This is a genomic window from Zhongshania guokunii (assembly GCF_040892635.1).
Classification (GTDB): domain Bacteria; phylum Pseudomonadota; class Gammaproteobacteria; order Pseudomonadales; family Spongiibacteraceae; genus Spongiibacter; species Spongiibacter guokunii.
Window position 1 is genome coordinate 1 of record NZ_JBFRYA010000008.1, and the last position, 22,061, is coordinate 22,061.

21 protein-coding genes, 1 tRNA gene and 1 pseudogene are annotated in these 22,061 nt (G+C 50.1%); 20 read left to right on the top strand and 3 right to left on the bottom strand.

Annotated elements, in window-relative coordinates; all coding sequences use genetic code 11:
- Positions 1 to 179: 179 nt before the first annotated feature.
- Positions 180 to 1,373 (bottom strand): NnrS family protein, encoded by a 1,194-nt coding sequence (locus AB4876_RS10240; RefSeq protein WP_339678209.1) that lies wholly within the window; start codon positions 1,371 to 1,373, stop codon positions 180 to 182.
- A gap of 178 nt (positions 1,374 to 1,551) precedes the next feature.
- Complete coding sequence (locus AB4876_RS10245) at positions 1,552 to 3,825, bottom strand: nitric-oxide reductase large subunit (RefSeq protein ID WP_368381568.1); 2,274 nt, start codon at positions 3,823 to 3,825, stop codon at positions 1,552 to 1,554.
- A gap of 103 nt (positions 3,826 to 3,928) precedes the next feature.
- Here AB4876_RS10245 and AB4876_RS10250 point away from each other — a divergent pair.
- Positions 3,929 to 4,063 (top strand): annotated as a pseudogene (locus AB4876_RS10250) (integrase core domain-containing protein); the annotation flags it as partial.
- Between the two features lie 455 nt (positions 4,064 to 4,518).
- The gene (locus AB4876_RS10255; protein WP_368381569.1) at positions 4,519 to 5,103 is read left to right on the top strand and encodes an HAD-IA family hydrolase; all 585 of its coding nucleotides are present in this window, start codon (positions 4,519 to 4,521) and stop codon (positions 5,101 to 5,103) included.
- Between the two features lie 4 nt (positions 5,104 to 5,107).
- Here AB4876_RS10255 and AB4876_RS10260 read toward each other — a convergent pair whose 3' ends face one another.
- Positions 5,108 to 5,707, bottom strand: a complete 600-nt coding sequence (locus AB4876_RS10260) for a Maf family protein (RefSeq protein ID WP_368381570.1) — start codon at positions 5,705 to 5,707, stop codon at positions 5,108 to 5,110.
- A gap of 163 nt (positions 5,708 to 5,870) precedes the next feature.
- Between AB4876_RS10260 and AB4876_RS10265 the strand changes: the two genes are divergently transcribed.
- The 18 genes from AB4876_RS10265 to AB4876_RS10350 all read left to right on the top strand — a co-directional run bounded on the left by AB4876_RS10265 (position 5,871) and on the right by AB4876_RS10350 (position 21,998).
- Positions 5,871 to 6,404, top strand: a complete 534-nt coding sequence (locus AB4876_RS10265) for a YceD family protein (protein WP_008250022.1) — start codon at positions 5,871 to 5,873, stop codon at positions 6,402 to 6,404.
- A 26-nt stretch (positions 6,405 to 6,430) separates the two neighbouring features.
- The gene (gene rpmF, locus AB4876_RS10270) at positions 6,431 to 6,610 is read left to right on the top strand and encodes a 50S ribosomal protein L32 (RefSeq protein ID WP_008250024.1); all 180 of its coding nucleotides are present in this window, start codon (positions 6,431 to 6,433) and stop codon (positions 6,608 to 6,610) included.
- A gap of 8 nt (positions 6,611 to 6,618) precedes the next feature.
- Complete coding sequence (plsX, locus tag AB4876_RS10275) at positions 6,619 to 7,626, top strand: phosphate acyltransferase PlsX (protein WP_368381571.1); 1,008 nt, start codon at positions 6,619 to 6,621, stop codon at positions 7,624 to 7,626.
- Positions 7,627 to 7,651: 25 nt separating this feature from the next.
- Complete coding sequence (gene fabD, locus AB4876_RS10280; protein ID WP_368381572.1) at positions 7,652 to 8,596, top strand: ACP S-malonyltransferase; 945 nt, start codon at positions 7,652 to 7,654, stop codon at positions 8,594 to 8,596.
- A gap of 25 nt (positions 8,597 to 8,621) precedes the next feature.
- Positions 8,622 to 9,359 (top strand): 3-oxoacyl-ACP reductase FabG, encoded by a 738-nt coding sequence (gene fabG / locus AB4876_RS10285; protein ID WP_368381573.1) that lies wholly within the window; start codon positions 8,622 to 8,624, stop codon positions 9,357 to 9,359.
- Between the two features lie 212 nt (positions 9,360 to 9,571).
- On the top strand, positions 9,572 to 9,808 hold the full coding sequence (gene acpP, locus AB4876_RS10290) for an acyl carrier protein (RefSeq protein WP_008250062.1): 237 nt from the start codon (positions 9,572 to 9,574) through the stop codon (positions 9,806 to 9,808).
- A 133-nt stretch (positions 9,809 to 9,941) separates the two neighbouring features.
- Positions 9,942 to 11,186, top strand: coding sequence for a beta-ketoacyl-ACP synthase II (gene fabF, locus AB4876_RS10295; protein WP_368381574.1), 1,245 nt, complete (start codon positions 9,942 to 9,944; stop codon positions 11,184 to 11,186).
- A gap of 11 nt (positions 11,187 to 11,197) precedes the next feature.
- Positions 11,198 to 12,019, top strand: coding sequence for an aminodeoxychorismate lyase (pabC, locus tag AB4876_RS10300; protein WP_368381575.1), 822 nt, complete (start codon positions 11,198 to 11,200; stop codon positions 12,017 to 12,019).
- Positions 12,012 to 13,067 (top strand): endolytic transglycosylase MltG, encoded by a 1,056-nt coding sequence (gene mltG / locus AB4876_RS10305; protein WP_368381576.1) that lies wholly within the window; start codon positions 12,012 to 12,014, stop codon positions 13,065 to 13,067. The genes pabC and mltG overlap by 8 nt, the downstream gene beginning before the upstream one ends.
- Positions 13,068 to 13,724 carry a dTMP kinase gene (tmk, locus tag AB4876_RS10310; protein WP_368381577.1) on the top strand — a complete coding sequence of 219 codons (657 nt, stop codon included), beginning with the start codon at positions 13,068 to 13,070 and terminating at the stop codon, positions 13,722 to 13,724.
- Positions 13,717 to 14,706 (top strand): DNA polymerase III subunit delta', encoded by a 990-nt coding sequence (locus AB4876_RS10315; RefSeq protein WP_368381578.1) that lies wholly within the window; start codon positions 13,717 to 13,719, stop codon positions 14,704 to 14,706. Before tmk ends, AB4876_RS10315 begins: the two co-directional genes overlap by 8 nt.
- A gap of 66 nt (positions 14,707 to 14,772) precedes the next feature.
- Positions 14,773 to 15,123 carry a PilZ domain-containing protein gene (locus AB4876_RS10320; protein WP_368381579.1) on the top strand — a complete coding sequence of 117 codons (351 nt, stop codon included), beginning with the start codon at positions 14,773 to 14,775 and terminating at the stop codon, positions 15,121 to 15,123.
- 77 nt (positions 15,124 to 15,200) lie between these two features.
- Positions 15,201 to 15,977 carry a TatD family hydrolase gene (locus AB4876_RS10325; protein WP_368381580.1) on the top strand — a complete coding sequence of 259 codons (777 nt, stop codon included), beginning with the start codon at positions 15,201 to 15,203 and terminating at the stop codon, positions 15,975 to 15,977.
- A 98-nt stretch (positions 15,978 to 16,075) separates the two neighbouring features.
- Complete coding sequence (gcvT, locus tag AB4876_RS10330; protein WP_368381581.1) at positions 16,076 to 17,194, top strand: glycine cleavage system aminomethyltransferase GcvT; 1,119 nt, start codon at positions 16,076 to 16,078, stop codon at positions 17,192 to 17,194.
- 11 nt (positions 17,195 to 17,205) lie between these two features.
- Positions 17,206 to 18,267 carry a beta-N-acetylglucosaminidase domain-containing protein gene (locus AB4876_RS10335; RefSeq protein WP_368381582.1) on the top strand — a complete coding sequence of 354 codons (1,062 nt, stop codon included), beginning with the start codon at positions 17,206 to 17,208 and terminating at the stop codon, positions 18,265 to 18,267.
- 120 nt (positions 18,268 to 18,387) lie between these two features.
- Complete coding sequence (gene fadB, locus AB4876_RS10340) at positions 18,388 to 20,535, top strand: fatty acid oxidation complex subunit alpha FadB (RefSeq protein ID WP_368381583.1); 2,148 nt, start codon at positions 18,388 to 18,390, stop codon at positions 20,533 to 20,535.
- An 18-nt stretch (positions 20,536 to 20,553) separates the two neighbouring features.
- Entirely contained in the window at positions 20,554 to 21,729 is a 1,176-nt protein-coding gene (fadA, locus tag AB4876_RS10345) for an acetyl-CoA C-acyltransferase FadA (protein ID WP_368381584.1), read from the top strand.
- A gap of 184 nt (positions 21,730 to 21,913) precedes the next feature.
- Positions 21,914 to 21,998, top strand: a tRNA-Leu gene (locus AB4876_RS10350).
- Positions 21,999 to 22,061: the final 63 nt, after the last annotated feature.

The following is a 22,061-nucleotide window of genomic DNA, read 5'->3' on the forward strand; positions in this document are numbered from 1 at the left end:
AATATTGCTAGCATACCACCCAGTGTCGCTACCAATTTTTCAGAGGCAACTACGCCACTTTGAAATCCAAGGAAACGAATAGCAGTCCGGATCATTCTGTCTCGTTTATACTATTTTAAATAATATTTAACACATGACTGAGTGGCTTTATAGAGCAGCCCTGCTCTTGCAGGAAATGACTAGCCAGGCTTGCCATCGACCCTCGTAGTCGTAAGAATTCGGAGATACACGGCGGTATAGATGGTATAAGCCAAAATCCACAAGCCTGCCGATATACTGTAGCCGTTATAGGCTAATAAACTTGGATAAAGACCTGTTAATACCCGAGTAATCCCAGCGCTCACAATGAATATAAATGCAAACTTCAGGCTCCAGTGGGCAGTTAGCGGTCTACCAGAGTGACCGAGCGATACTCGCGCTATCATGGCAAGAATTAATGAGCCCATGGCGCCGGCTGTTAAGCTGTGTAGAGCAGTAGATTCGCTAATGACAAAGCCGGCGTAAGATAACGCAAACAGGCCAAAACCGACGGGTATAAACCAGTAAGCTAAATGAAGCGACCACACCAATGGTATAGACAGCGCTGTCCAGACTCGCCAGCGCAATACTCGGTAAGCGTTGCTTAATGCCGCGACAGCAAATACACCGGCTAGAATACTTCTCGGTAAAAAAGAAACGCCGTTGACGATATACACTATGGCGAGCAACCAAGTAGAGCCAAGTACCGTTTTCTCTAGCCAGGGCAATGGCTTGACAGCCGCTACTCTGGCGCCGCTAGCAGTAAATAAGGGCACAACTCGGCCGCCGACCACCGTCATGATTAGCACTACTTGCATAATTGCGGCGCGCATTCCCCAAGTGAATAACTCAGGCTTGTCTAAGAGTACCGACAGATGAGTTAAAATATTTGCGCCCGTGAGCATAGCGACTACAGGGATGAATTGAAAATTCCGCTTACTTCCAGCTTTAATAACTAATTTTGCAAAGAACACACCTGCACAAGGAAGAAAACTAATATCGACGAGCGCTATAAGCCACTCCATCTCGGCGATATTTACGATCATTAGAATTCGTGACATCAACCACAGCGAGAACAATGCCAACAATGGTGCGCCATTGATTGCGCGTAGCCCCGTCCAACTTTGTACTGCAGTTAGTAAAAAGCCAACAATAATTGCGCAAATAAAGCCAAATAGCATTTCATGAGCGTGCCAAAGCAGACTATTTCCATGGGGGGAAAACTCCATGGTTCCACTAAATGTAGCTGTCCACACTGCTAATGCAACAATGGAAAATAGACTTCCTGCTAAAAAAAATGGGCGGAACGCTTGGCGCCAAATTGGCATATTTACGAAATCAGCAATTACTTTCATTCTGAAAAATCCATTAAACGACGACTAGCTTGATTAATTAATATTGCAAATTTCGTAATGAAAATAATCATGTGCGCTAAAAACACATACGACATCAGCACTCAAACTATTTGGTTTCGTGGCTCTGCCAATAACTATTAACGCTCACTTAAAGCCAAATGATTCCGAGGTTGGCAAGTTATTCATGCTCCTTAGTTCTTGGCACAAATGCTCTGAACACGAACCAAACAAATGCAAATACGCCGATGCTGAACACAACATCTCCCGGCACTCTTGCCCAGACCAGTGCTTGCATAACAGGGCTCTGAATGTATTCTGCCGAGCGTGCGAAGGAATAGCCCTTTTCGATGCTGGTATACGTTTGGAGTATCCCCTGTGGTAAAAGCGATAGAAATGTCATCATCGCGAGCCCAATGTTGAGGGACCAGAATGAGATTTTAAGTAGACTCTCGTTCCAAAGTTTGGTGTTCGTTAGCCCTCGTAGGCAGTACAGGGTTAACCCCAATCCGAGCATTCCGTATACGCCGAATAGGGCGGCATGGCCATGGCTGGCGGTTGTGTTCAGTCCCTGCATGTAATAAAGCGCAATCGGTGGATTAATCAAAAAGCCGAATAGCCCTGCGCCAACAAGATTCCAAAACAGAACAGCGGCAAAGAACATGAATGGCCAGTGGTAGTTACGCTCCCATTCGGCTTCGTGCTCAACCTTATACCGCGTATAGGCCTCAAAACCGACCACCAGCAACGGAACTACTTCAAGTGCGGATAACATCGCGCCGACGGCGATAACCGATGTTGGCGTGCCACTGAAATAGAGGTGGTGGAATGTTCCCAGTACGCCGCCAAAGAGGAAAATAATAGTGGCAAATAGCACCATTACTGTAGCGGTTGTTATCCGCAATATCCCCATGCGCACAAATAGCAGGGAAATTATTGCTGTGGCGAATACCTCAAAAATACCCTCTACCCAGAGGTGAACAACCCACCAGCGCCAATACTCCATGATCGAAATATGGGTATGCTGCCCCCACATCAGGCCCGCAGCATAAAGCAGGCCAATCGCAATAGCGGATACAAGCACGAGGTAGATCAGTGATTTCCCACCTTTTTGCTGTAAGACTGGCCACAGTGCTCTGACTACGAGCCCAACCCAGAGAAACAATCCAACGGTAAGATAAATCTGCCAGAACCGGCCAAGATCGACATATTCATAGCCTTGATGCCCGAACCAGAAATTCATCGTCAGATTGTTAAAGAAACGGTGAACAGCTGCCCATTGCCCAACAAAAGAACCAACGACAATAATAAGTAAGCTAAAAAAGAGGAAATTTACGCCGAACCGCTGATATTTAGGATCTTTGCCGCTCATCATTGGGGCGACATATAAGCCAGTTGCTAGCCACGCTGTTGCGATCCAAAGAACCGCAAGTTGCGTGTGCCATGTCCGAGTCACTGTGTAGGGGAAATATTCTGCAAATGGCAGACCATAAAGTCCTTGTCCTTCCACGGCATAGTGCGCGGTAACAATACCAAGTAAGACCTGTGCCAGAAATAATGCACAGACGATCCAGAAATATTTTGCTGTTGCTCGCATTGATGGAGTTATGACTGCACTGTCGAGTATGTCAGCTTTGGCTATGCCTTCTTCGGGGGCTATTTCCTGCTGCCAGGCATCAAATTGCTTTGCATAATAGGCGACGAGTGCACCGGCTCCTGCTAGAAGTAATATGACAGATGCAATACTCCACATCAAAATGCCAGTGGTCGGCTTATTGCCAACCAGTGGTTCATGTGGCCAGTTGCTGGTGTAAGTGATTTCCATGCCGGGTCGGTTGGTAGTCGCGCCCCAGGCGGTCCAGAAATAAAAGGCCGCGAGCTGTTTCGCTTCAGTATGATTGAGTAAACCATGAGCCGGGAACGCATAATCGCGGCGCAGCGCCAGCGACTCTTGATCGCTACCTTCATACAACCGGATGTAATGATTTTGGACCTGCTTGATGGCCAGAGCACGCATGTCGCTAACTGTGATTATGCCTGTAGAGGGATTGTAGCCATTTGTGCGCATCTCGTCCTGTAATGCTGCCTTATGCAGCGCCATATCCTGTGCTTGGGTAAGGCCTGCGAGGGGCGTTTGCGTGCGAAGAGCAAGTAGCGCTTCTGCTTCTCTATGCAGCCAGTCCGCACTCCAGTCAGGGGCGAGATAGCTTCCATGCCCCCAGATTGAGCCTTGCTCCATACCTCCTATGGATTGCCAGACATTTTGTCCTGTTTGGATGTCGTCACGTGTATAGAGAACTTCGCCGGATGTCGATTTGACGGCTTCAGGAATAGGAGGTGCCTTTTGGTATATTTCTGCACCTAGCGCCAGTAATATGCCGAACATGACAACCATGCCGACGGTCAGAATTATCCACAGGCGCTTGATACTAAAAGTCTTTTTATAAGTTTCCATGATCTGAATTCCAGTTGAGTCGCTACAATTCGCGCAATCGCGCTGATAATAAGTATTTACAGCTTATTTCAATGTAGCACGCAACTCGTCTACACGCGGTTTTTATAGCGGGGTGAGTAAACAATTGTTTGAAACCTTGGACCAAGTTCAGGAATATGCAACCGAGTGGCTTTGGTTTTACAAACACGAACGACCCCACAAAGCCAACAATGAGAAACCACCACTGATGGACGCTTAACTTCTACTTTGAGCGTCGCGGAAACCAAGTCACTTGGCCACAAATTCCCCTTCAGCTCTACCTGTAGTGGCACAGTGAATTTGGCCGCCTGATTAGAGGTGAGGTTGGCGTTGAGCCTGCATAAAAACCTACCTATTGCGGCCCGATTTTGGATTTTTAAGCGTCCGCTTTTTACCAGTACCGGCCATTCCTTGCACCAATCAAAAACTGGTTTACCATAAATTGGCCGTCGCGGGTTTCTACCATAAGCTGGCCAAAGCGGCCAAGTTATGGGTGTATCGATACCAGCACAAGGAAGCCTCAATATAAATATGTCAAGGATGTACTAAGAATGGGCAATCGCTTTAAGGAAGTTCAAACCGAAGGAAACGTTCTTTTACGTAAACAAATCGAAGAGTCGAAAGGCCGTTTTGTCACTTTTAGCAATGGATGCTGGCTAAGCCTACGGAGTGAGGATGGTCATATTTGTGGGACAAACCCTTATGGCCAAGACTGGTTTTGCAATGCTGTGGATGGCTGGGAAGATTCAGTTGAGCATTGCTATTGCTACTTTATACCCCGAGTTGAGCGCGGATGAGGTTGAGGCGTTGCGGGCGGCCTATGTTCGCAGCTTTATTTTGGCAGATCAGCAGCCCTGCCAGATGTTTGCTGGCGTTGAAGAGAGCTTGCGGGCTTTAAAAGCAGCTGGTCATGATTTATGCGTTGCAACGGGTAAGAGTCGTCGCGGCCTAGATCGGGTTTTTGCTGGCTTACCGATAAGCTCGCTGTTTAGTGCGAGTCGCTGTGCTGACGAAACTGCGTCAAAGCCGGATCCACTGATGCTTGCGCAGCTGTGTGCAGAGCGGGGTTACGAACCGACATCGGCGCTGATGGTGGGTGATACCGAGTACGACTTAGAGATGGCAAGCCGTATTGCTATGCCAAGCGTGGGTGTTTCTTACGGCGTGCATAGCGTTGCGCGGCTGCAGCGTTGGCAGCCATTGGCTGTTATTGATTACTTCTCTGGCTTGCTGCCTATTGTGGGTGAACTGTCTCGCTGAGTGTTTATAGTAGGGGGTAGTCTTCTTCTTTTAAGAAGTCGATAAGCCGGATCAGTGGTAGGCCTATTAGGGTGTTTGGATCATCGCTGTGGATGTGCCGAAATAGGCTAATGCCGAGTCCCTCTGCTTTAAAGCTGCCAGCGCAGTCGAGGGCGGGTTCTCTCTCGGTGTAATGCTCAATTTCTAAGGAGTTGAGGGTGCGAAATGCCACCGTTACCGTTTCTACGCTAATGTGCTGCTTGCCGGTTTGGCTGTTTAGTAAGCAAATTCCGGTGTGAAAGAGTACTTCGCGGCCAGAGCATTTGCTGAGCTGGTTTTGAGCGCGAGCTCTGGTGCCAGGTTTGCCGAGAATTTGTCCATCTAGCTCCGCGCATTGGTCGCTGGCGATGATGAGTGCACAGGGAAGTGTTTCAGCTGCGCTAAGTGCTTTACTGATGCTTAGTCGTCTAGCCAGCGCGGTTGCTGTCTCGTTGGGTAGTGGTGACTCGTCGATATTGGTGGCGTGGCAGTGGGGGTGCAGTCCGATTTTTTCCAGCAGCATGCGTCGATAGCTGGAGCCCGACGCCAAGATCAGGGGGAGTGGCTTTGGTGTGGCTGGTGGCATTTACGGTGCTTCTTTATTACTGGGTATGTTTGCTAATCTTAAACTTTTACAGTGGCCAGTCGCCAGCTTTGATGCGGAAGCCCTTGATCGCCCTTGGTATTAGGCTCGTTGCAGGTGTTTTTGCTTTGACAACAGGGGGGGAAGTCCCTATTATTGCGCGCCTATGCAAAGACAGCCCCTACCTAAGTTCGTTGATGCTCGGAAATTTGTTGCTGGTGGCATGGAAATTCACGCCTCGCAACAGGTCGCTGATCTCAGCCGGTTTGCTGCCGGACTCGCTAATACTAGCGGTTCGGTAGACGTAGACTTGCGCTTTTTTCGAAGTGAGCAGGGGTTTAAGTGTATAGTCGGTACTGCTGTCAGTCAGGTTGATGTTCTGTGTCAACGCTGCATGGAAGCAATGCCTATATGCATTGAGGCTGAATTTAATTTAGCCATTGTGTGGACAGACGAGCAAGCCAAAGCACTGCCGAAATCACTGGATCCTTTGATTTTAGGCGAAGACGAAGATTTGGTTTTAGCGGATTTGCTGCAGGATGAGCTGATCATTAATACTCCTTTTGTTAGCTATCACGATGACGCTGTTTGTAAAGTGTTTGAACTGGAGTCAGAACCTGAGCCAGTTAAAGTGATAAGCGATGCAGAGGAAGGCGATACGCCGTTTGCTATTTTGGGGCAGTTAAAACCCCGCGATTAATCTCTATTATGAGGAATTTTTAGGCCATGGCTGTTCAAAAAAGTAAAGTGACACGTTCACGTCGGGGTCAGCGTCGTTCGCATGACGCATTGACTGGTCCAACTTTGTCTGTGGATCAGACCAGCGGTGAGAAGCATCTCCGTCACAATATCACTGCGGATGGCTTTTTCCGTGGTCGCAAAGTTGTCGCTGGTAAAGACGACTAAGTATTTGCGTGGCATCGCTGCGACTCGCCGTTGATGCAATGAGCGGAGACCACGGTCTCCGCTCTTCTATTCCTGCCACTGTAAATGCGCTGAATCTCAATTCAGCTCTTCATATCCTCTTGGTTGGCGATGAGCCTGCCATTACGCTTGCGCTCGCCAGTGAAAAATTTGATTCGACTCGCTTAAGTGTTCATCATGCGCCCGATGTCGTGGCCATGGATGATCAGCCCAGCCGAACACTTCGTAGCAAAAAAAACTCCTCAATGTACATTGCTCTTGAGCTGCTTCGCGACGGTATTGTTTCCGCTGTGGTCAGCGCTGGGAACACTGGCGCGCTCGTTGCTATGAGTTGTGTTGTGTTAACGCGTTTACCTGGCATCAAGCGCCCGGCCATCTGTGCGCCGGTTCCCGCCGTGAACGGCCATACTTTCCTGCTTGATCTTGGTGCCAACGTCGAATGCGATGCCCAGCAATTGCATCACTTTGCGCAAATGGGCTCGGCCTTGTGTCGGGTTCTTGATGGCAGTGAGTCGCCTCGCGTAGGGCTATTGAATATCGGCTCTGAGCTGACTAAGGGAACTGCGACCATACGGGACGCTGCTGAACTTATTAGTGCAGATTCTCGTTTGAATTATTGCGGCTTCATTGAGGGTGGCGATCTGTTTTCGGCGGACGTCGATGTGGTTGTTTGTGATGGTTTTGCAGGCAATGTGGCGTTAAAGGTCTGCGAAGGTACGGCAAGTTTTATAGCGAGCCAGCTGCGAGTTCGATTCAAAAAAAACTTATACGGTATGTTCGTGGGCCTTTTGGCTCGCCCTGTAATCACAGCGTTCCAGCGCGACATTAATCCCGATCGCTATAATGGCGCGGCACTGCTTGGGCTTAACGGCATTGTCGTAAAAACCCATGGCAGTTCCGGCGCGCAAGGATTTCAGTCGGCAATTCGTCAGGCCGCAAGGGCGGTTCGCAATGATTTGCAGGCTCAAATCGAAAAGCAATTAGAAACAACATCTTAAAACTCACTGATTAAGGATACATGGAATGAATACCCAGCAACTTGCCTTGGTTTTCCCCGGTCAGGGCTCGCAAAAAGTCGGTATGCTAGCTGAGCTTGGCGCCGCTTTTCCCTCTGTTAAAGCGACTTTTGCCGAGGCCTCCGCGGCCTTGGGCTACGATATGTGGGATTTGGTGCAAAATGGCGAGCAAGCCCAGCTTAATCTAACTGAAACTACTCAGCCGGTATTATTGACCGCCAGTGTTGCGGTATGGCGTTTGTGGTGTGAGCAGGGAGGCTTGCAGCCTTCTTTGATGGCCGGTCATAGTCTTGGTGAGTTTTCTGCTTTGGTTTGTGCTGGTGCAATTGATTTTGCTGACGCGGTGCGCTTGGTGCGTGCGCGTGGTCAGTATATGCAAACAGCGGTGCCCGTGGGCGAGGGCGCGATGGCGGCCGTGTTGGGCTTGGATGATGCGCAAATTATTGATATTTGCCAGCAAGCGTCAGCGGCGGGCGTGGTTGAGGCGGTAAATTTTAATTCGCCGGGTCAGGTTGTAATTGCCGGTAAGGTGGCGGGTGTCGAAAAGGCGATTGAATTACTTAAGGCTGCAGGGGCTAAGCGTGCACTGCCCTTGCCGGTAAGCGCGCCTTTCCATACCTCTTTGATGCGACCAGCGGGCGAAAAATTGGCTGAAGCTTTAGCTGCAATGAGTTTGCAATCACCAAAAATCCCAGTAGTGCACAATGTGCACGGCAAAACTGAAAGCGATCCCTCGGCAATCAAGGCCTTGTTGGTGGAGCAGATTTACAGTGCGGTAAAATGGGTGTCTTGTGTTGAGGCGATGGCTGCAGCGGGCATTACGACGACTATAGAAGCTGGCCCGGGTAAAGTGTTGAGCGGCTTGAACAAGCGCATAGAAAAATCGCTAAGTTGTTTGAATATTGAGTCACCCGAAACACTGGCTGCGGCACTGGAAGCTGTTGCCCAATAAATTAATTCTATTTAGGAGCGGGAAAATGACAGCGAAAGTAGCATTGGTCACAGGCGCAAGCCGCGGTATTGGTCAGGCAATCGCCATTGCGATTGGCAATATGGGTTATCAGGTTATTGGCACGGCGACAACAGACGGTGGCGCGGACGCAATTACCGAAAATTTTAAGGCTAGCGGAATTAGCGGCGTCGGGATGATGATGAATGTGTCTAACACTGAGTCGGTAGACGCGACACTGAAGGCGATTACTGAACAGTTTGGCGCGCCAGCGGTGTTGGTAAATAACGCCGGTATCACCAAAGACAACTTAATGCTGCGCATGAAGGATGATGAGTGGTATGACGTTATCGACACTAATCTCAACTCGCTTTACCGCTTGAGTAAAGCCTGTTTGCGCGGTATGACTAAGGCCCGCTGGGGTCGCATAATTAATATTAGCTCCGTGGTTGGCGCAATGGGCAATGCCGGGCAAACCAATTACGCCGCAGCCAAAGCTGGTATGGATGGTTTTACTCGCGCCCTAGCGCGGGAAATTGGTTCACGCGGAATTACCGTAAATGGCGTGGCGCCGGGGTTTATCGACACCGATATGACTAAAAAATTGGGTGATGAACAGCGAGATGCGCTAAAAACTCAGATACCATTGCAGCGCTTAGGTAGCCCCGAAGAGATCGCTGGCGTCGTCGCGTTCTTGGTAAGTGATGTCGCTGGCTATGTAACAGGTGAAACTATCCATGTTAATGGCGGCATGTATATGGCGTAAACATATGTTCAGGAAGGATTTTTCCCTTCTGAACGTGAAATTTTCATATTTTGCTATGCACAAGCGGTATCAGTCGCGGTAGAATGAGCGCCGAAGTGCTGGCGATATGAAACACAATTTTCGGTGGTCATGCTTTTGGTTTGTGACCAAGCTAATTGGCCACCGAGAAGCAGGCCCAAAATTTTAATATCAATTAGGAGTCACCAACGACCATGAGTAGCATTGAAGAACGCGTCAAGAAGATTGTTGCAGAGCAACTGGGTGTTAAGGAAGAAGATGTGTCTGAGTCTGCATCATTCGTAGAAGACCTCGGCGCAGATTCGCTGGACACGGTTGAACTGGTAATGGCTCTGGAAGAGGAATTCGAAACTGAAATTCCTGATGAAGAAGCTGAAAAAATTACCACTGTAAGACTGGCCATTGATTACATCAAAGCCAATCTTCAGTAAGTAATATAACGGCCTAGCCGTTTAAAAAGCCGTCTCTATGTAATGTAGAACGGCTTTTTTTATGCCTGTACGTGTGGCATCCGTATCTGAAATAGAACGTATAAAAACGCGTACTTAGAGTCGGGAGAGTATTATGGGTAAGAGAAGAGTTGTCGTCACGGGAATGGGCATTATTAGCCCACTGGGTAATTCTGTTGCAGAAACCTGGCGCAATATTCTAGCAGGGAAGAGTGGCATCGCGGCAATAGAGCGCTTCGATGTCAGTGAGTTTGCCACCCGTATAGGGGGTGCCATAAAAAATTTCGACATAAATGATTATATGTCGGCTAAAGAGGCCAAGCGCTTTGATCCGTTTATCCACTATGGTGTGGCTGCGGCAGAGCAAGCCTTGCAAGATTCTGGTATTGAGGTCAACGATGCCAACGCGCATCGTATCGGCACTGCAATAGGCTCCGGAATTGGCGGTATTGGCTTAATAGAAAATAGTCGACAAATTTTGAACTCCGGTGGACCGCGCAAAATATCGCCGTTTACCGTGCCTGGTGCGATTATTAATATGATCGCAGGGGTGTTGGCCATCAAACATAATTTGCAAGGCCCGAGTATTGCCATTGCAACGGCCTGTACCACTGGTACCCATAATATTGGGATGGCGGCACGTATGATCGCCTACGGTGATGCCGACGCGATGTTAGCCGGTGGCTCCGAAATGGCGACTACACCAGTAGGTTTGGGCGCCTTTGCGGCAGCCCGTGCCATGTCTACTCGCAATGACGATCCTGAGTGCGCCAGTCGTCCTTGGGATAAGAATCGGGATGGCTTTGTGCTCGGCGATGGCGCGGGTATGTTAGTGCTGGAAGAGTACGAGTTCGCCAAGCGTCGTGGCGCGCATATTCACGCCGAGTTATTAGGTTTTGGCATGAGTTGCGATGCCTTTCATATGACCTCACCACCGGATGATGGTCGTGGTGCGCGGGCAGCAATGCAAAGTGCTTTAGATGACGCTGGCTTAAACGCCGATCAAATTGATTATATTAATGCTCATGGCACGTCTACGCCTGCGGGTGATATTGCTGAAAGTCGCGCTATTGAATCATTGCTTGGTTCGGCTGCGGCGAATATAGCGGTGAGTTCTACCAAGTCGATGGTTGGTCATTTGCTGGGTGCTTCTGGTGCAGTTGAAGCAATATTTTCGATACTTGCCCTGCGTGATCAAGTGGCGCCACCGACGATTAATCTTGATGAGGTGGATGAAGGCTGTAATTTAAATTACGTGCCGCACACCGCCCAACAACGCAAAATTGATCGTGTTTTGTCCAACTCCTTTGGCTTTGGCGGTACCAATGGCAGTTTGTTGTTTGGTCAGTTGAGTAGTTGAGCGAGTTCACCATGTCGATAAGCTTGGTGAATGGTCGGTTTGCTAGCAGCATTGATATTGATAGTCGTGGGTTAGCCTACGGCGACGGTCTGTTTGAAACGGTGCTGGTTAACGAGGGTCGCGCGCTTTGGCTAGGCGAGCATCTGCAGCGCTTAAGTCGTGGCGCTAGCCGCTTGCAAATTCCCTGTGATGTTGCCGCGATAACGGCAGATTGCGAGCGTTTGCTTGCAGATTTTTGTGCTGGGGATGCCATTTTAAAAATTGTTCTCAGCCGCGGTGTTGTTGGGCGGGGCTACAGCCCATTACCTGCAAAAACACAGCGTATTATTAGTTTATTGCCGGCGCCAGCTTCGTCTAGGCAGCACTGGCATAAGGGCGTCGCGCTGGGAATATGTCAGACTAAGCTCGCCCGCCAGCCATTGTTGGCCGGAATTAAGCACCTCAATCGGCTAGAGCAGGTTTTGGCCGCTGGCGAAATGCAGCGTCGCGGCTATATTGATGGTTTGGTTTTCGACGAGGCGGGCAAGTTGATTGAGACTACCCGTAGCAATGTGTTTATCGGTACGGCAGGTCGCTTATTTACTCCCGGCCTGAACGATTGCGGCGTCAGCGGCATTATGCGCCAACAGCTTATGGTCGCGGCGGAGGCGTTGGGTATGCCCGTAAAGGAGGCGGCCATTGAAATGTCGGTCTTGCGTGAAGCGGATGAGGTATTTATTTGCAATAGTGTTATCGGTATTTGGCCGGTAACTAAAATAGAATGTATGCATAGAGCCCCCGGGCCAATATGTCGACGATTGCAGCGGGAGTTTGAATCTCATTTCTATGCTTAAAATATTTAAGGCCCTGTTGGCGCTGATATTTCCCCTTGTCCTTACTTTGCTCGCGGCAGTTTGGTACCTCAATTCTTACCTCAATAAGCCTTTGCCCTTGCGCGAAAGTACCGAAGTATTTGTGCTGCCTGTAGGTACAGGTTATTCAAGTATGGTTAATTTACTTGCTGAGCGCGGCTGGGTAGAAAAGCCCCAGTTATTGAAAATATACGGTCGTATTAATCCTCGCATAGCTGAAATTAAGGCTGGAGAGTATCGGTTTGAAGAGGGAATGACCGTCGCGGAAAGTTTGGCGATGATGCGTTTGGGCGATGTGGTGCGCCATCAGTTAACACTGCTGGAGGGCTGGACTTTAGCTCAATTGTTGCGCTATCTAGATGCTCAAGATTTACTTGAGAAGCAGGAGCTAAGCTTAGATGCCGGGCTGTGGTTGCAGCTCGGTATCAGTGAGCCGTTGGCTGAAGTGCCAGAGGGGCTGTTCTTCCCTGACACCTACGATTATTATCGCGGTGATAAGGCGAGCTTGATTTTAGTGCGCGCCTATCAGCGGATGCGGCGCGTGCTGCAAGAAGAGTGGGAAGCCAGAGCCGAAGATTTACCCTATGCTAATGCCTACGAGGCGCTGATTATGGCCTCGATAATTGAAAAGGAAACCGGTGTTGCCGAGGAGCGCGCCGAAATAGCGGGCGTATTTGTGCGCCGCTTGGAAGCCGGTATGCGTTTGCAAACCGACCCAACAGTGATTTATGGCTTGGGCGATAGCTACCAAGGCAATTTGCGAAGCTCGCATTTGCGCGATGATACCAACACCTACAATACTTATCGTCAAAACGGCCTGCCGCCAAGCCCCATTGCCTTAGCGGGCCGTGAGGCTATTCATGCGGCTCTGCATCCAGCGCCTGGAACAGCAGTGTTTTTTGTTGCCAAGGGCGATGGCACGCACTATTTTTCGGCGACATTAAAAGAACATGAAGCTGCTGTGAGGCGCTATCAAGTGCAAAAACGTCGGGCAGACTATCGTTCGGCGCCACCGCTGAAGGAGAATTAAATGACCTTGCCAACCAAAGGGCGATTTATCACCGTGGAAGGCACCGAGGGCGTTGGTAAATCGACTAATATTGATTTTATTCGCGAGCTTCTCAACTCCGCTAATATTCCGCATATTGTGAGTCGCGAGCCAGGTGGCACACCACTGGCCGAGGAAATTCGCAATGTGCTGGTGGTGCCTCGCGAAGAAAAAATGTGCGAGTTGAGTGAATTGCTGTTGGTGTTTGCGGCGCGGGCTCAGCACCTTGATCAACTTATTCGACCGGCCCTAGCGCGCGGTGAATGGGTATTGTGCGATCGCTTTACCGACGCCACATTTGCTTACCAAGGAGGTGGTCGGGGCTTGTCGGCGGAATTAATTGCCAGCCTACAAACAATGGTGCAGGGCGACTTGCGGCCTGATTGTACTTTGCTACTTGATGCGCCAGTGGATGTGGGTATGAGTCGGGCTGGCGCTCGCGGTGCGCTTGATCGCTTTGAACGCGAAAAACTGGCGTTTTTTGAAAAGGTCCGGGCCGCTTATCTGGCGCAGGTAGCGGCAGAGCCAACCCGCTTCAAAGTTGTGAATGCCAGCGCCGACCTTGGCTCGGTGCAAAGTGAAATAGCTGCGGCACTAGCGGCGCAAATCGCAGCTTACCAGGCGGCAATGCATGTCTGAGCCATTGCATGCCTACGCATGGCAAATGCCCCAGTGGCAGGATTTGCAGCGTCTTATTAGCGCGGAGCGTCTGCCTCACGCCTTGTTACTCAGCGGCCCTAGCGCCATCGGCAAGTTGCGTTTTGCTCATGCACTAGTTGCCTATTTACTGTGTGAGTCGCCGAGCGCTTTAGCCGCCTGTGGTCAGTGCCGAAGCTGTCATTTCCAAAGTGACGGCGCGCACCCAGATTGCCGAGAAATTTGTCCAGAGGAGGGCAAGCGTCAAATTGGTATTGATCAGGTGCGTAGCTTGCAGCAGTTTTCGGCCCAGCACGCCCATCGCAGTGGAGGTAAAAAACTAGTATTGATTCACCCGGCAGAAGCGATGAACGTGCACACCGCCAATGCTCTGCTAAAGACCCTAGAGGAGCCCGCCAGTGGCACCTTACTGATCCTTGTTAGCCATAGCAGTAGTCAATTGCTGCCGACTATTCGCTCGCGGTGCCTGCAAATGAGTTTTGGAGTGCCCAAAAATGAGTTCACCGAGCCCTGGTTGCGAGACTATGTTGGCGATCAGGAAACCGCTCAGCGTTTGTTGGCGGAGGCCGGTGGTCGACCGCTTGCGGCTCGGCAAGTATTTGAAGAAGACGGCTTGGCGACGCGCGAGCGCTTCGATAAGGGTTTATTGGCCTTGGTTGACGGCCAGCGCAGCCCGCTGCAGTTTGCCGAAGAGCTACTCGACGCCGATATACTACAGGTGCTCGACTGGTGGGTGGCGCGCTTGCTGTCGTTGTCCCGTTATCAGTTGGCGGATCAGGCGCTTACTGTTAGCAGCTGGCAGCGCTTCAAATCGCTGCCAGCTGTGGCCGTTATTGCTGGCTTGGAACGAGCGCTAAAATTGCGTGGCAGTTTTAACCGCGGGGTGGCTTTGAATAAACGTTTGATTTTGGAGAGCTTGTTCTTGGAATGGACGCAATTGTGCCAAAATCGTGCGGTGCGGTGAACATATTGCTATGATGCCTTTGTTAATAGCCAACACGGTTATATTCGGCAGGGTGGAGTTACGTTTATGAGTGGTGCGCAGGGTGCACGCAACGGTATTTTGTCGCTAACCATCCGCGACAAGGCAGTATTGTATGCAGCATATATGCCATTTATTAAGGATGGCGGCCTTTTTGTGCCCACAACCAAACCCTATAATGTCGGCGACGAAGTATTTATGTTGCTGACCTTAATGGACGAGCCAGAGAAATTGCCAATAGCGGGCAAGGTGGTTTGGATAACCCCGCGGGGTGCGCAAAGTAACCGCGCAGCTGGTGTCGGTGTTCAGTTTATGGGTGGCGATGGCATTGCCAACAAAAAAATCGAATCCTATCTTGCTGGCATTTTAGAGTCAGACAAACCTACCCATACCATGTGAAGCGGCGTGTCGCGCCTATTTCTCGATAAGAGAAACGTAAACGACAAGCCCATACGATAATCCCACGCGAGAAGTTCATGCTTGTAGACAGCCATTGTCACCTCGATCGTATTGATCTTAGCCCTTACCAAGGTAGTCTCGAAGCGGCGGTTAAAGCCGCTACCGAGCGCGGTGTTGAGCGTATGCTGTGCATCGGTATTGACCTCAATAATGCGCCTGCGGTAGTCGCAATCGCCGAAAAATTTCCCTCTATTTACGCTTCGGTGGGTGTTCATCCCCTAGATATAAGTGACAGTGTATGTTCTAAGCAAACCCTGTTGGAGTTGGCTAATCACTCCAAAGTTGTCGCGATTGGTGAGACCGGCCTAGATTATTATTACAGCGCGGAGCGCAAGGAAGATCAGCAGCAAAGTTTTGCCCAGCATCTGGAGGTCTCTGCAAGTTGCGGAAAGCCAACTATTGTTCATACTCGGGATGCGCGCGCGGATACCCTAAAACTTATCGCTGAGCATGGTTCTGCTGAGGTGGGTGGAGTCTTGCACTGCTTTACTGAGTCGTGGGAAATGGCCGAGGCGGCCTTAGATATGGGCTATTACATCTCTTTTTCGGGGATCATCACCTTCAAAAATGCCGCCGAATTGCGGGAAGTCGTTCGTCGCGTGCCGATATCGCGCCTATTGGTAGAAACTGATTCACCTTATCTTGCGCCGGTGCCATACCGCGGCAAAAAAAATGAGCCCAAATACGTGGTTGAAGTGGCTGAGTGCGTTGCCGAATTGAAGGGCTTATCTTTTGGTGAGGTTGCCAAGCAAACCACAGCGAATTTTGATCGGCTGTTTTCTTTGGGGCGTTAATCGCCTCTAATCCTGTTTATGAAATTGAATGCAGATATATTGTGGCCTGCGTTTTCGCTGTTTAGCGCAAGTAGTCACAGATTCCGTTGGAGATAAAAATGACTGCTGAAGTATTAAAAATCACCGCGTTAAATGCTTTGCATCGTGAGCTCGGTGCCAAGATGGTACCTTTTGCTGGCTATGATATGCCTGTGCAATACCCGTTGGGCGTGATGAAAGAGCATTTGCACGTGCGTAAGGCGGCAGGGCTGTTTGATGTGTCGCATATGGGGCAGATTCGTTTGCGCGGCGAAAATATTGCGCAAGCATTAGAGGCGTTAATGCCGCAAGACGTGATGGGCCTGCCCGTTGATCGTCAGCGCTATGGCTTGTTCACGAATGAACAGGGCGGAATTCTTGATGATTTAATGTTCGCCAATTGCGGCGACAGTTTTATGCTAGTGGTGAATGCCGCGTGTAAAGATCAAGATTATATGTGGTTGCGACAAAATTTACCGGAATCGATCAGTATGGAAATGCTGAATGATCAGGGCTTGTTGGCATTGCAGGGGCCGGCGGCACGACAGGTGATGGCGCGCTTGGCACCAAAGACCTCGACTATGGTGTTTATGGATACCCGGTCCTGCCAAGTAGCGGGAATTGATTGCTGGTTGAGCTGCTCCGGCTATACCGGCGAAGATGGCTTTGAAATCTCTGTGGCGGCTGCCGATACTGAGGCGCTAGCGCGCTTATTGTTGGCTCAGGACGAAGTTGAGTTTATTGGCCTGGGCGCGCGCGACTCCTTGCGTCTAGAGGCTGGTCTATGCCTATATGGCCACGATATGGATGAGACCATTTCGCCAATATCGGCCAATCTGCTGTGGGCAATTTCCAAAGTGCGCCGCCCTGGCGAGGCTCGCGCCGGTAATTATCCCGGCGCGGCTGTCATTGCGCAGCAGTTGGCAGAGGGTACTGATCAAAAACGGGTGTTACTCGATGTAGAAGGTCGCGCGCCGGTGCGCGAGGGCGCGGAGATTGTTACCGCCGATGGCAGTGTTGTCGGGCGTGTGAGTAGCGGCGGCTTTGGTCCTAGTATTGGCCGTCCACTGGTGATGGCTTATGTGGCGAATACCGTGCTATCTGCGGGCGATGCACTTTTTGCCAGTGTGCGGGGTAAATTATTACCCGTAGCGCTTAGGCAGGCTCCCTTTGTTGAACAGCGTTATTTTCGCGGTTAGAGGTTTTCACTATGGCATTTGTGCCCAGCGTTATTGAAGGCTTTTATGGTCGGCAATGGACTTGGGCTCAGCGCTTTGCTTTGCCTGCGCTGCTTCGCCAGTGGTCTTACGGAAGTTACATTTATGCTCCTAAGGGGGATGTGAGTTTACGTAGTGGCTGGCGGCACGGTTTTGACCCTAGCCACCGCCACAACCTACTGACTTTGGCTGAGCACTGCCAGCGTGCTGGTATTTTGTGGGGGGTGGGCTTGTCGCCTGCAGGCTTACAGGCCAATTATGGCGCCACCGATAAGGCGCAGTTGCGCGCTAAAACAGCAGCCATTGCCGAGTTGAAACCGGATATATTATGGGTGCTATTTGACGATCTTCCGGCGGGTAATCGGCATTTGGCCAAAAACCAGTTGGCCGTGGTGGCCGATATTCGTTCTCAGCTTCCCAGCATTAAACTTGCTGTCTGCCCCAGTTATTACAGCTTTGACCCAATCTTAGAAGCGCTTTTTGGGGCTTGCCCACCGGATTATTTTACTGAATTAAACGATGGATTAGACCCGAGCGTCGATATTTTATGGACGGGTAATCGAGTCATTAGCGAGGCTTACACTGCTGAAGATATCCATCGCGCAACTGCTTTATTGGGGCGAAAGCCCTTGCTGTGGGACAACTATCCGGTAAACGATGGTCGAAAAACCAGCCGCTTTCTGCATCTCGCGCCTTTTCAGGGGCGACCGTGGCAGTTGGCACAGCTTTGCGCTGGGCATATGGTTAATCCTATGAACCAATATCATTTATCGACTTTGGTCTTGCCAACTCTGGCAGACGTCTATACTAAAAAAGCTGATTATCAGCCCGAGCAGGCTTTTCAGTCGCTTTTAAGTGAATTGCCAAGCGGGCTTGCTACATTATTATTGCGCGATAGGGTCAGGTTTCAGTTTGTGGGCCTGGATGGTATGGAAGCGGACGCGAAACAAGGTTTGATTGCGGAATACGCCAAGTATCAGCACCCCATTGCCAGTGAAGTAGGTGATTGGCTTAATGAAGTTTATTGTTTTGACCCAGCGTGTTTAACGGATTAATTCGTTGCGGTAGCTTGCCAAGGTTTTCGTAATACGGTAGCTTTAGCACCCGATGTTTACATAGTAAACATGAAGCATATGGCAAATGCCGCCGCCACAAACTCAATTTGAGGAATAGTAATGATTTATCAAGGCAAGGCGTTAACTGCAAAATACCTAGAAGATGGGATTGCAGAGCTCTGTTTCGACCTCGAAGGCGATTCAGTGAATAAATTTAACCGTCTGACGTTACAAGAGTTGGGCGAAGCTACTGCTGCGCTCGCTGCAGAAGCGGGTTTAAAAGGGGTGTTGGTCACCAGCGGCAAGTCTGTGTTTATTGTTGGCGCTGATATTACCGAGTTTACCGAGTTGTTTAAATTGCCAGATGCTGACCTCCGTAGCTGGGCAGTTCAGGCAAATGATGTTTTCAATGGTTTTGAAGATTTACCTGTGCCGACTGTTGTTGCTATTAATGGTGTGGCGCTGGGTGGCGGTTTTGAAATGTGCTTGGCCTGCGATTTCCGGGTAATGTCGTCCGCTGCCATTGTCGGTCTTCCTGAAGTTAAACTGGGTATCAATCCCGGTTTTGGTGGCACAGTCCGTCTACCAAGACTGATTGGTTGTGATAATGCCATGATGTGGGTGGCAACAGGCAATCACCAGAAGCCGGATGCCGCTTTAAAAGACGGTGGTGTTGATGCCGTAGTTGCGCCAGAGCAATTGAAAGATGCAGCCCTTGATTTACTTAAGGGCACGATAGCCGGTGACTTTGATTATAAGGCTCGCCGAACTGAAAAAACCTCGCCAGTTAAGCTCAATGACATTGAGCGCATGATGTCGTTCACTACAGGCAAGGCGATGGTTGCCCAGCAGGCTGGTCGCCATATGCCAGCGCCTCTGACCGCGGCAAAGTCTATGGAGCGCAATGCTGGTCTGAGTCGCGCCGAAGCGATTGAAGTTGAGATCGATCACTTCATTAAGCTGGTGCGCACCCCGCAATCTGCTGCACTAGTTGGTTTGTTCCTAAGCGAGCAGGCGGTGAGTAAGGCTGCCCGTGGTTTTGCTAAAACCGGTGGTGACGTGAAACAGGCTGCCGTTTTGGGTGCAGGCATTATGGGCGGTGGTATTGCCTACCAGTCAGCCTACAAAGGCACGCCGATTCTGATGAAGGATATCGCCGAGGCGGGTATCGAGCTGGGCATGAAAGAGGCTGGAAAACTGCTTGCGAAGCGGGTGTCTCGTGGTCGGATGACTGCAGATAAAATGTCAGCGGTTTTGAATAGTATTCGTCCTTCGCTTACCTATGATGGTTTTGATAAGCCGGATGTAATTGTGGAGGCCGTTGTTGAAAACGCCAAGGTTAAGCGCGCAGTACTTGCTGAGACTGAAAAACACATTCGTAACGATGCGGTTTTAGCCTCAAATACTTCTACAATTTCCATTACACATTTGGCGGAAGCGCTTGAAAGACCAGAGAACTTCTGTGGTATGCACTTCTTTAACCCAGTGCATGCAATGCCTTTGGTCGAGGTTATTCGCGGAGCTAAAACCAGTGATAGCACCGTGGCAAAAGTGGTGAAGTATGCCTTGCAGATGGGGAAAACGCCGATCGTTGTGAACGATTGCCCTGGGTTTTATGTGAACCGCGTGCTATTCCCTTACTTTGCAGGTTTCGACATGTTGATTCGCGATGGGGCGGATTTCCGTAAGGTCGATAAAGTCATGGAAGGTTTTGGTATGCCAATGGGGCCGGCCTATTTGATGGATGTGGTTGGTATTGATACTGGTTATCACGCGGCTGAGGTAATGGCTGAAGGTTTCCCAGATCGCATGCGTCACGACTTTACCGGCATTTCGCAAATGATGTTTGAGGCCAAGCGCTACGGTCAGAAAAATGGTATTGGCTTCTACCGCTATGAAGAAGACAAGAAAGGTAAGCCCAAGAAATGTGAAGATGACACCGCATTGGCAATGGCCGCTAAAGCCAAGCAAGCTAGTGTTGAGTTGAGCGACGAGGATATTCAAGCGCGGATGATGATACCGATGTGTATTGAAACTGTGCGTTGCATAGACGAAGGCATTTTGCGTGACCCAGCCGATGCCGATATGGGCTTGGTGATGGGTATTGGTTTCCCTGTGTTCCGCGGCGGCGCACTGCGCTATATCGATCAGATGGGTGTTAAGGCTTTCTGTGAGATGGCTGATCGCTACGCCGACCTCGGTGCGCTGTATCAGCCAACTGAGAGCCTGCGCAAAATGGCAGCCAACGGCGAAACTTTCTTTAAATAATCGGGCGGAGATACAACAATGACTTTTAAAGCAAATGATGTGGTAATTGTCGATTGCGCCCGTACTCCTATGGGGCGCTCAAAAAACGGTGTGTTTAGAAATGTCCGGGCCGAAAATATGTCCGCTGCATTGATCGACGCATTGTTGGCGCGTAATCCTGGTGTTGATCCTGCCAGTTTTGAAGACGTTATTTGGGGGTGTGTAAACCAAACGAATGAACAGGGTTGGAATATTGCGCGGATGATATCGGTAATGACCAAGCTTCCTCATGAAGTGGCTGGCCAGACTGTAAGCCGTTTGTGCGGTTCATCAATGTCGGCTCTGCACACTGCAGCCACTGCGATCATGAGCGGCTACGGCGACACCTTTATGGTTGGTGGTGTGGAGCATATGGGCCATTTGGCGATGAATCACGGTGTTGATCCAAATCCGCAGGCGAGTAAATACGTTGCCCGTGCTGCAGGTATGATGGGTATGACTGCTGAAGCGCTGGCTATGATGCACGGTATTGGTCGTGAGCAGCAGGATGCCTTCGGTATGCGCTCGCATTTGCGCGCCGCTGATGCGCAGGCGAATGGCCGCTTCGATAGCGAAATTATTGCGCTGGAAGGTCACGCTGAAGATGGTCGCAAAATATTGGTTAAGGCGGATACCACGGTTCGAGCTGAAACCACCCTAGAAAGCCTTGCTCAGCTGCGGCCGGCATTTGATCCGCGTAATGGTACAGTAACTGCCGGTACTAGCTCGCAGATTGCTGACGGCGCCTCGGCTATGATTCTTATGTCTGGTCAGCGGGCTATGGATTTGGGTTTGACGCCACGCGCCAAAGTGGTTGGTATGGCGGTGGCCGGTGTTGATCCGTCCATTATGGGCTACGGTCCCGTGCCCTCTACGCAAAAAGCCTTAAAGCGTTTGGGTATGAGCATGGACGATATTGACACTGTTGAATTAAATGAGGCGTTTGCGGCGCAGGCCTTACCGGTGCTTAAAGATCTTAATTTACTCGACAAAATGGATGACAAGGTAAACCTCAATGGTGGTGCGATCGCCTTGGGTCACCCCTTTGGTTGTTCTGGTACACGTATTGTTAGTACGTTGCTCAATGTCATGGAACAGCGCGATACCTCTGTTGGTTTGGCAACTATGTGTATCGGCATGGGGCAGGGCATTAGTACTATTATCGAGCGTGTGTAAGGGCTTTAGGCGGATTCTTAGTGGTGAAATTATCATTATTTAAGTAAACGCCTAAAATTGTGTCGCAGCTTCGCTTGATCGCGATCATAGGCTGTGGCACAATCTCGTTCCTCGCGGGACTGAGCTCCTGCGATTTTGTTTGTAAACCGAGATAATTCAATACCTTAAGTCGGTTTACGGGTGTGCGGATGTGGTGAAATTGGTATACACGCCAGATTTAGGTTCTGGTGCCGCAAGGCGTGAGAGTTCGAGTCTCTCCATCCGCACCATTTCAAAGAATTCTTATGAATGGCCGCTTCGATGCCGAAGTGGCCATTTGTGCTTATAAGACC

What these genes read in the sequence shown, in the direction of transcription:
- AB4876_RS10240 (WP_339678209.1), bottom strand. Translation starts at nt 1,373, where the DNA reads ATGAAAGTAATTGCTGATTTCGTAAATATGCCAATTTGGCGCCAAGCG.
- AB4876_RS10245 (WP_368381568.1), bottom strand. Translation starts at nt 3,825, where the DNA reads ATGGAAACTTATAAAAAGACTTTTAGTATCAAGCGCCTGTGGATAATT.
- AB4876_RS10255 (WP_368381569.1), top strand. Translation starts at nt 4,519, where the DNA reads ATGGTCATATTTGTGGGACAAACCCTTATGGCCAAGACTGGTTTTGCA.
- AB4876_RS10260 (WP_368381570.1), bottom strand. Translation starts at nt 5,707, where the DNA reads ATGCCACCAGCCACACCAAAGCCACTCCCCCTGATCTTGGCGTCGGGC.
- AB4876_RS10265 (WP_008250022.1), top strand. Translation starts at nt 5,871, where the DNA reads ATGCAAAGACAGCCCCTACCTAAGTTCGTTGATGCTCGGAAATTTGTT.
- rpmF (WP_008250024.1), top strand. Translation starts at nt 6,431, where the DNA reads ATGGCTGTTCAAAAAAGTAAAGTGACACGTTCACGTCGGGGTCAGCGT.
- fabD (WP_368381572.1), top strand. Translation starts at nt 7,652, where the DNA reads ATGAATACCCAGCAACTTGCCTTGGTTTTCCCCGGTCAGGGCTCGCAA.
- fabG (WP_368381573.1), top strand. Translation starts at nt 8,622, where the DNA reads ATGACAGCGAAAGTAGCATTGGTCACAGGCGCAAGCCGCGGTATTGGT.
- acpP (WP_008250062.1), top strand. Translation starts at nt 9,572, where the DNA reads ATGAGTAGCATTGAAGAACGCGTCAAGAAGATTGTTGCAGAGCAACTG.
- fabF (WP_368381574.1), top strand. Translation starts at nt 9,942, where the DNA reads ATGGGTAAGAGAAGAGTTGTCGTCACGGGAATGGGCATTATTAGCCCA.
- pabC (WP_368381575.1), top strand. Translation starts at nt 11,198, where the DNA reads ATGTCGATAAGCTTGGTGAATGGTCGGTTTGCTAGCAGCATTGATATT.
- mltG (WP_368381576.1), top strand. Translation starts at nt 12,012, where the DNA reads ATGCTTAAAATATTTAAGGCCCTGTTGGCGCTGATATTTCCCCTTGTC.
- tmk (WP_368381577.1), top strand. Translation starts at nt 13,068, where the DNA reads ATGACCTTGCCAACCAAAGGGCGATTTATCACCGTGGAAGGCACCGAG.
- AB4876_RS10315 (WP_368381578.1), top strand. Translation starts at nt 13,717, where the DNA reads ATGTCTGAGCCATTGCATGCCTACGCATGGCAAATGCCCCAGTGGCAG.
- AB4876_RS10320 (WP_368381579.1), top strand. Translation starts at nt 14,773, where the DNA reads ATGAGTGGTGCGCAGGGTGCACGCAACGGTATTTTGTCGCTAACCATC.
- AB4876_RS10325 (WP_368381580.1), top strand. Translation starts at nt 15,201, where the DNA reads ATGCTTGTAGACAGCCATTGTCACCTCGATCGTATTGATCTTAGCCCT.
- gcvT (WP_368381581.1), top strand. Translation starts at nt 16,076, where the DNA reads ATGACTGCTGAAGTATTAAAAATCACCGCGTTAAATGCTTTGCATCGT.
- AB4876_RS10335 (WP_368381582.1), top strand. Translation starts at nt 17,206, where the DNA reads ATGGCATTTGTGCCCAGCGTTATTGAAGGCTTTTATGGTCGGCAATGG.
- fadB (WP_368381583.1), top strand. Translation starts at nt 18,388, where the DNA reads ATGATTTATCAAGGCAAGGCGTTAACTGCAAAATACCTAGAAGATGGG.
- fadA (WP_368381584.1), top strand. Translation starts at nt 20,554, where the DNA reads ATGACTTTTAAAGCAAATGATGTGGTAATTGTCGATTGCGCCCGTACT.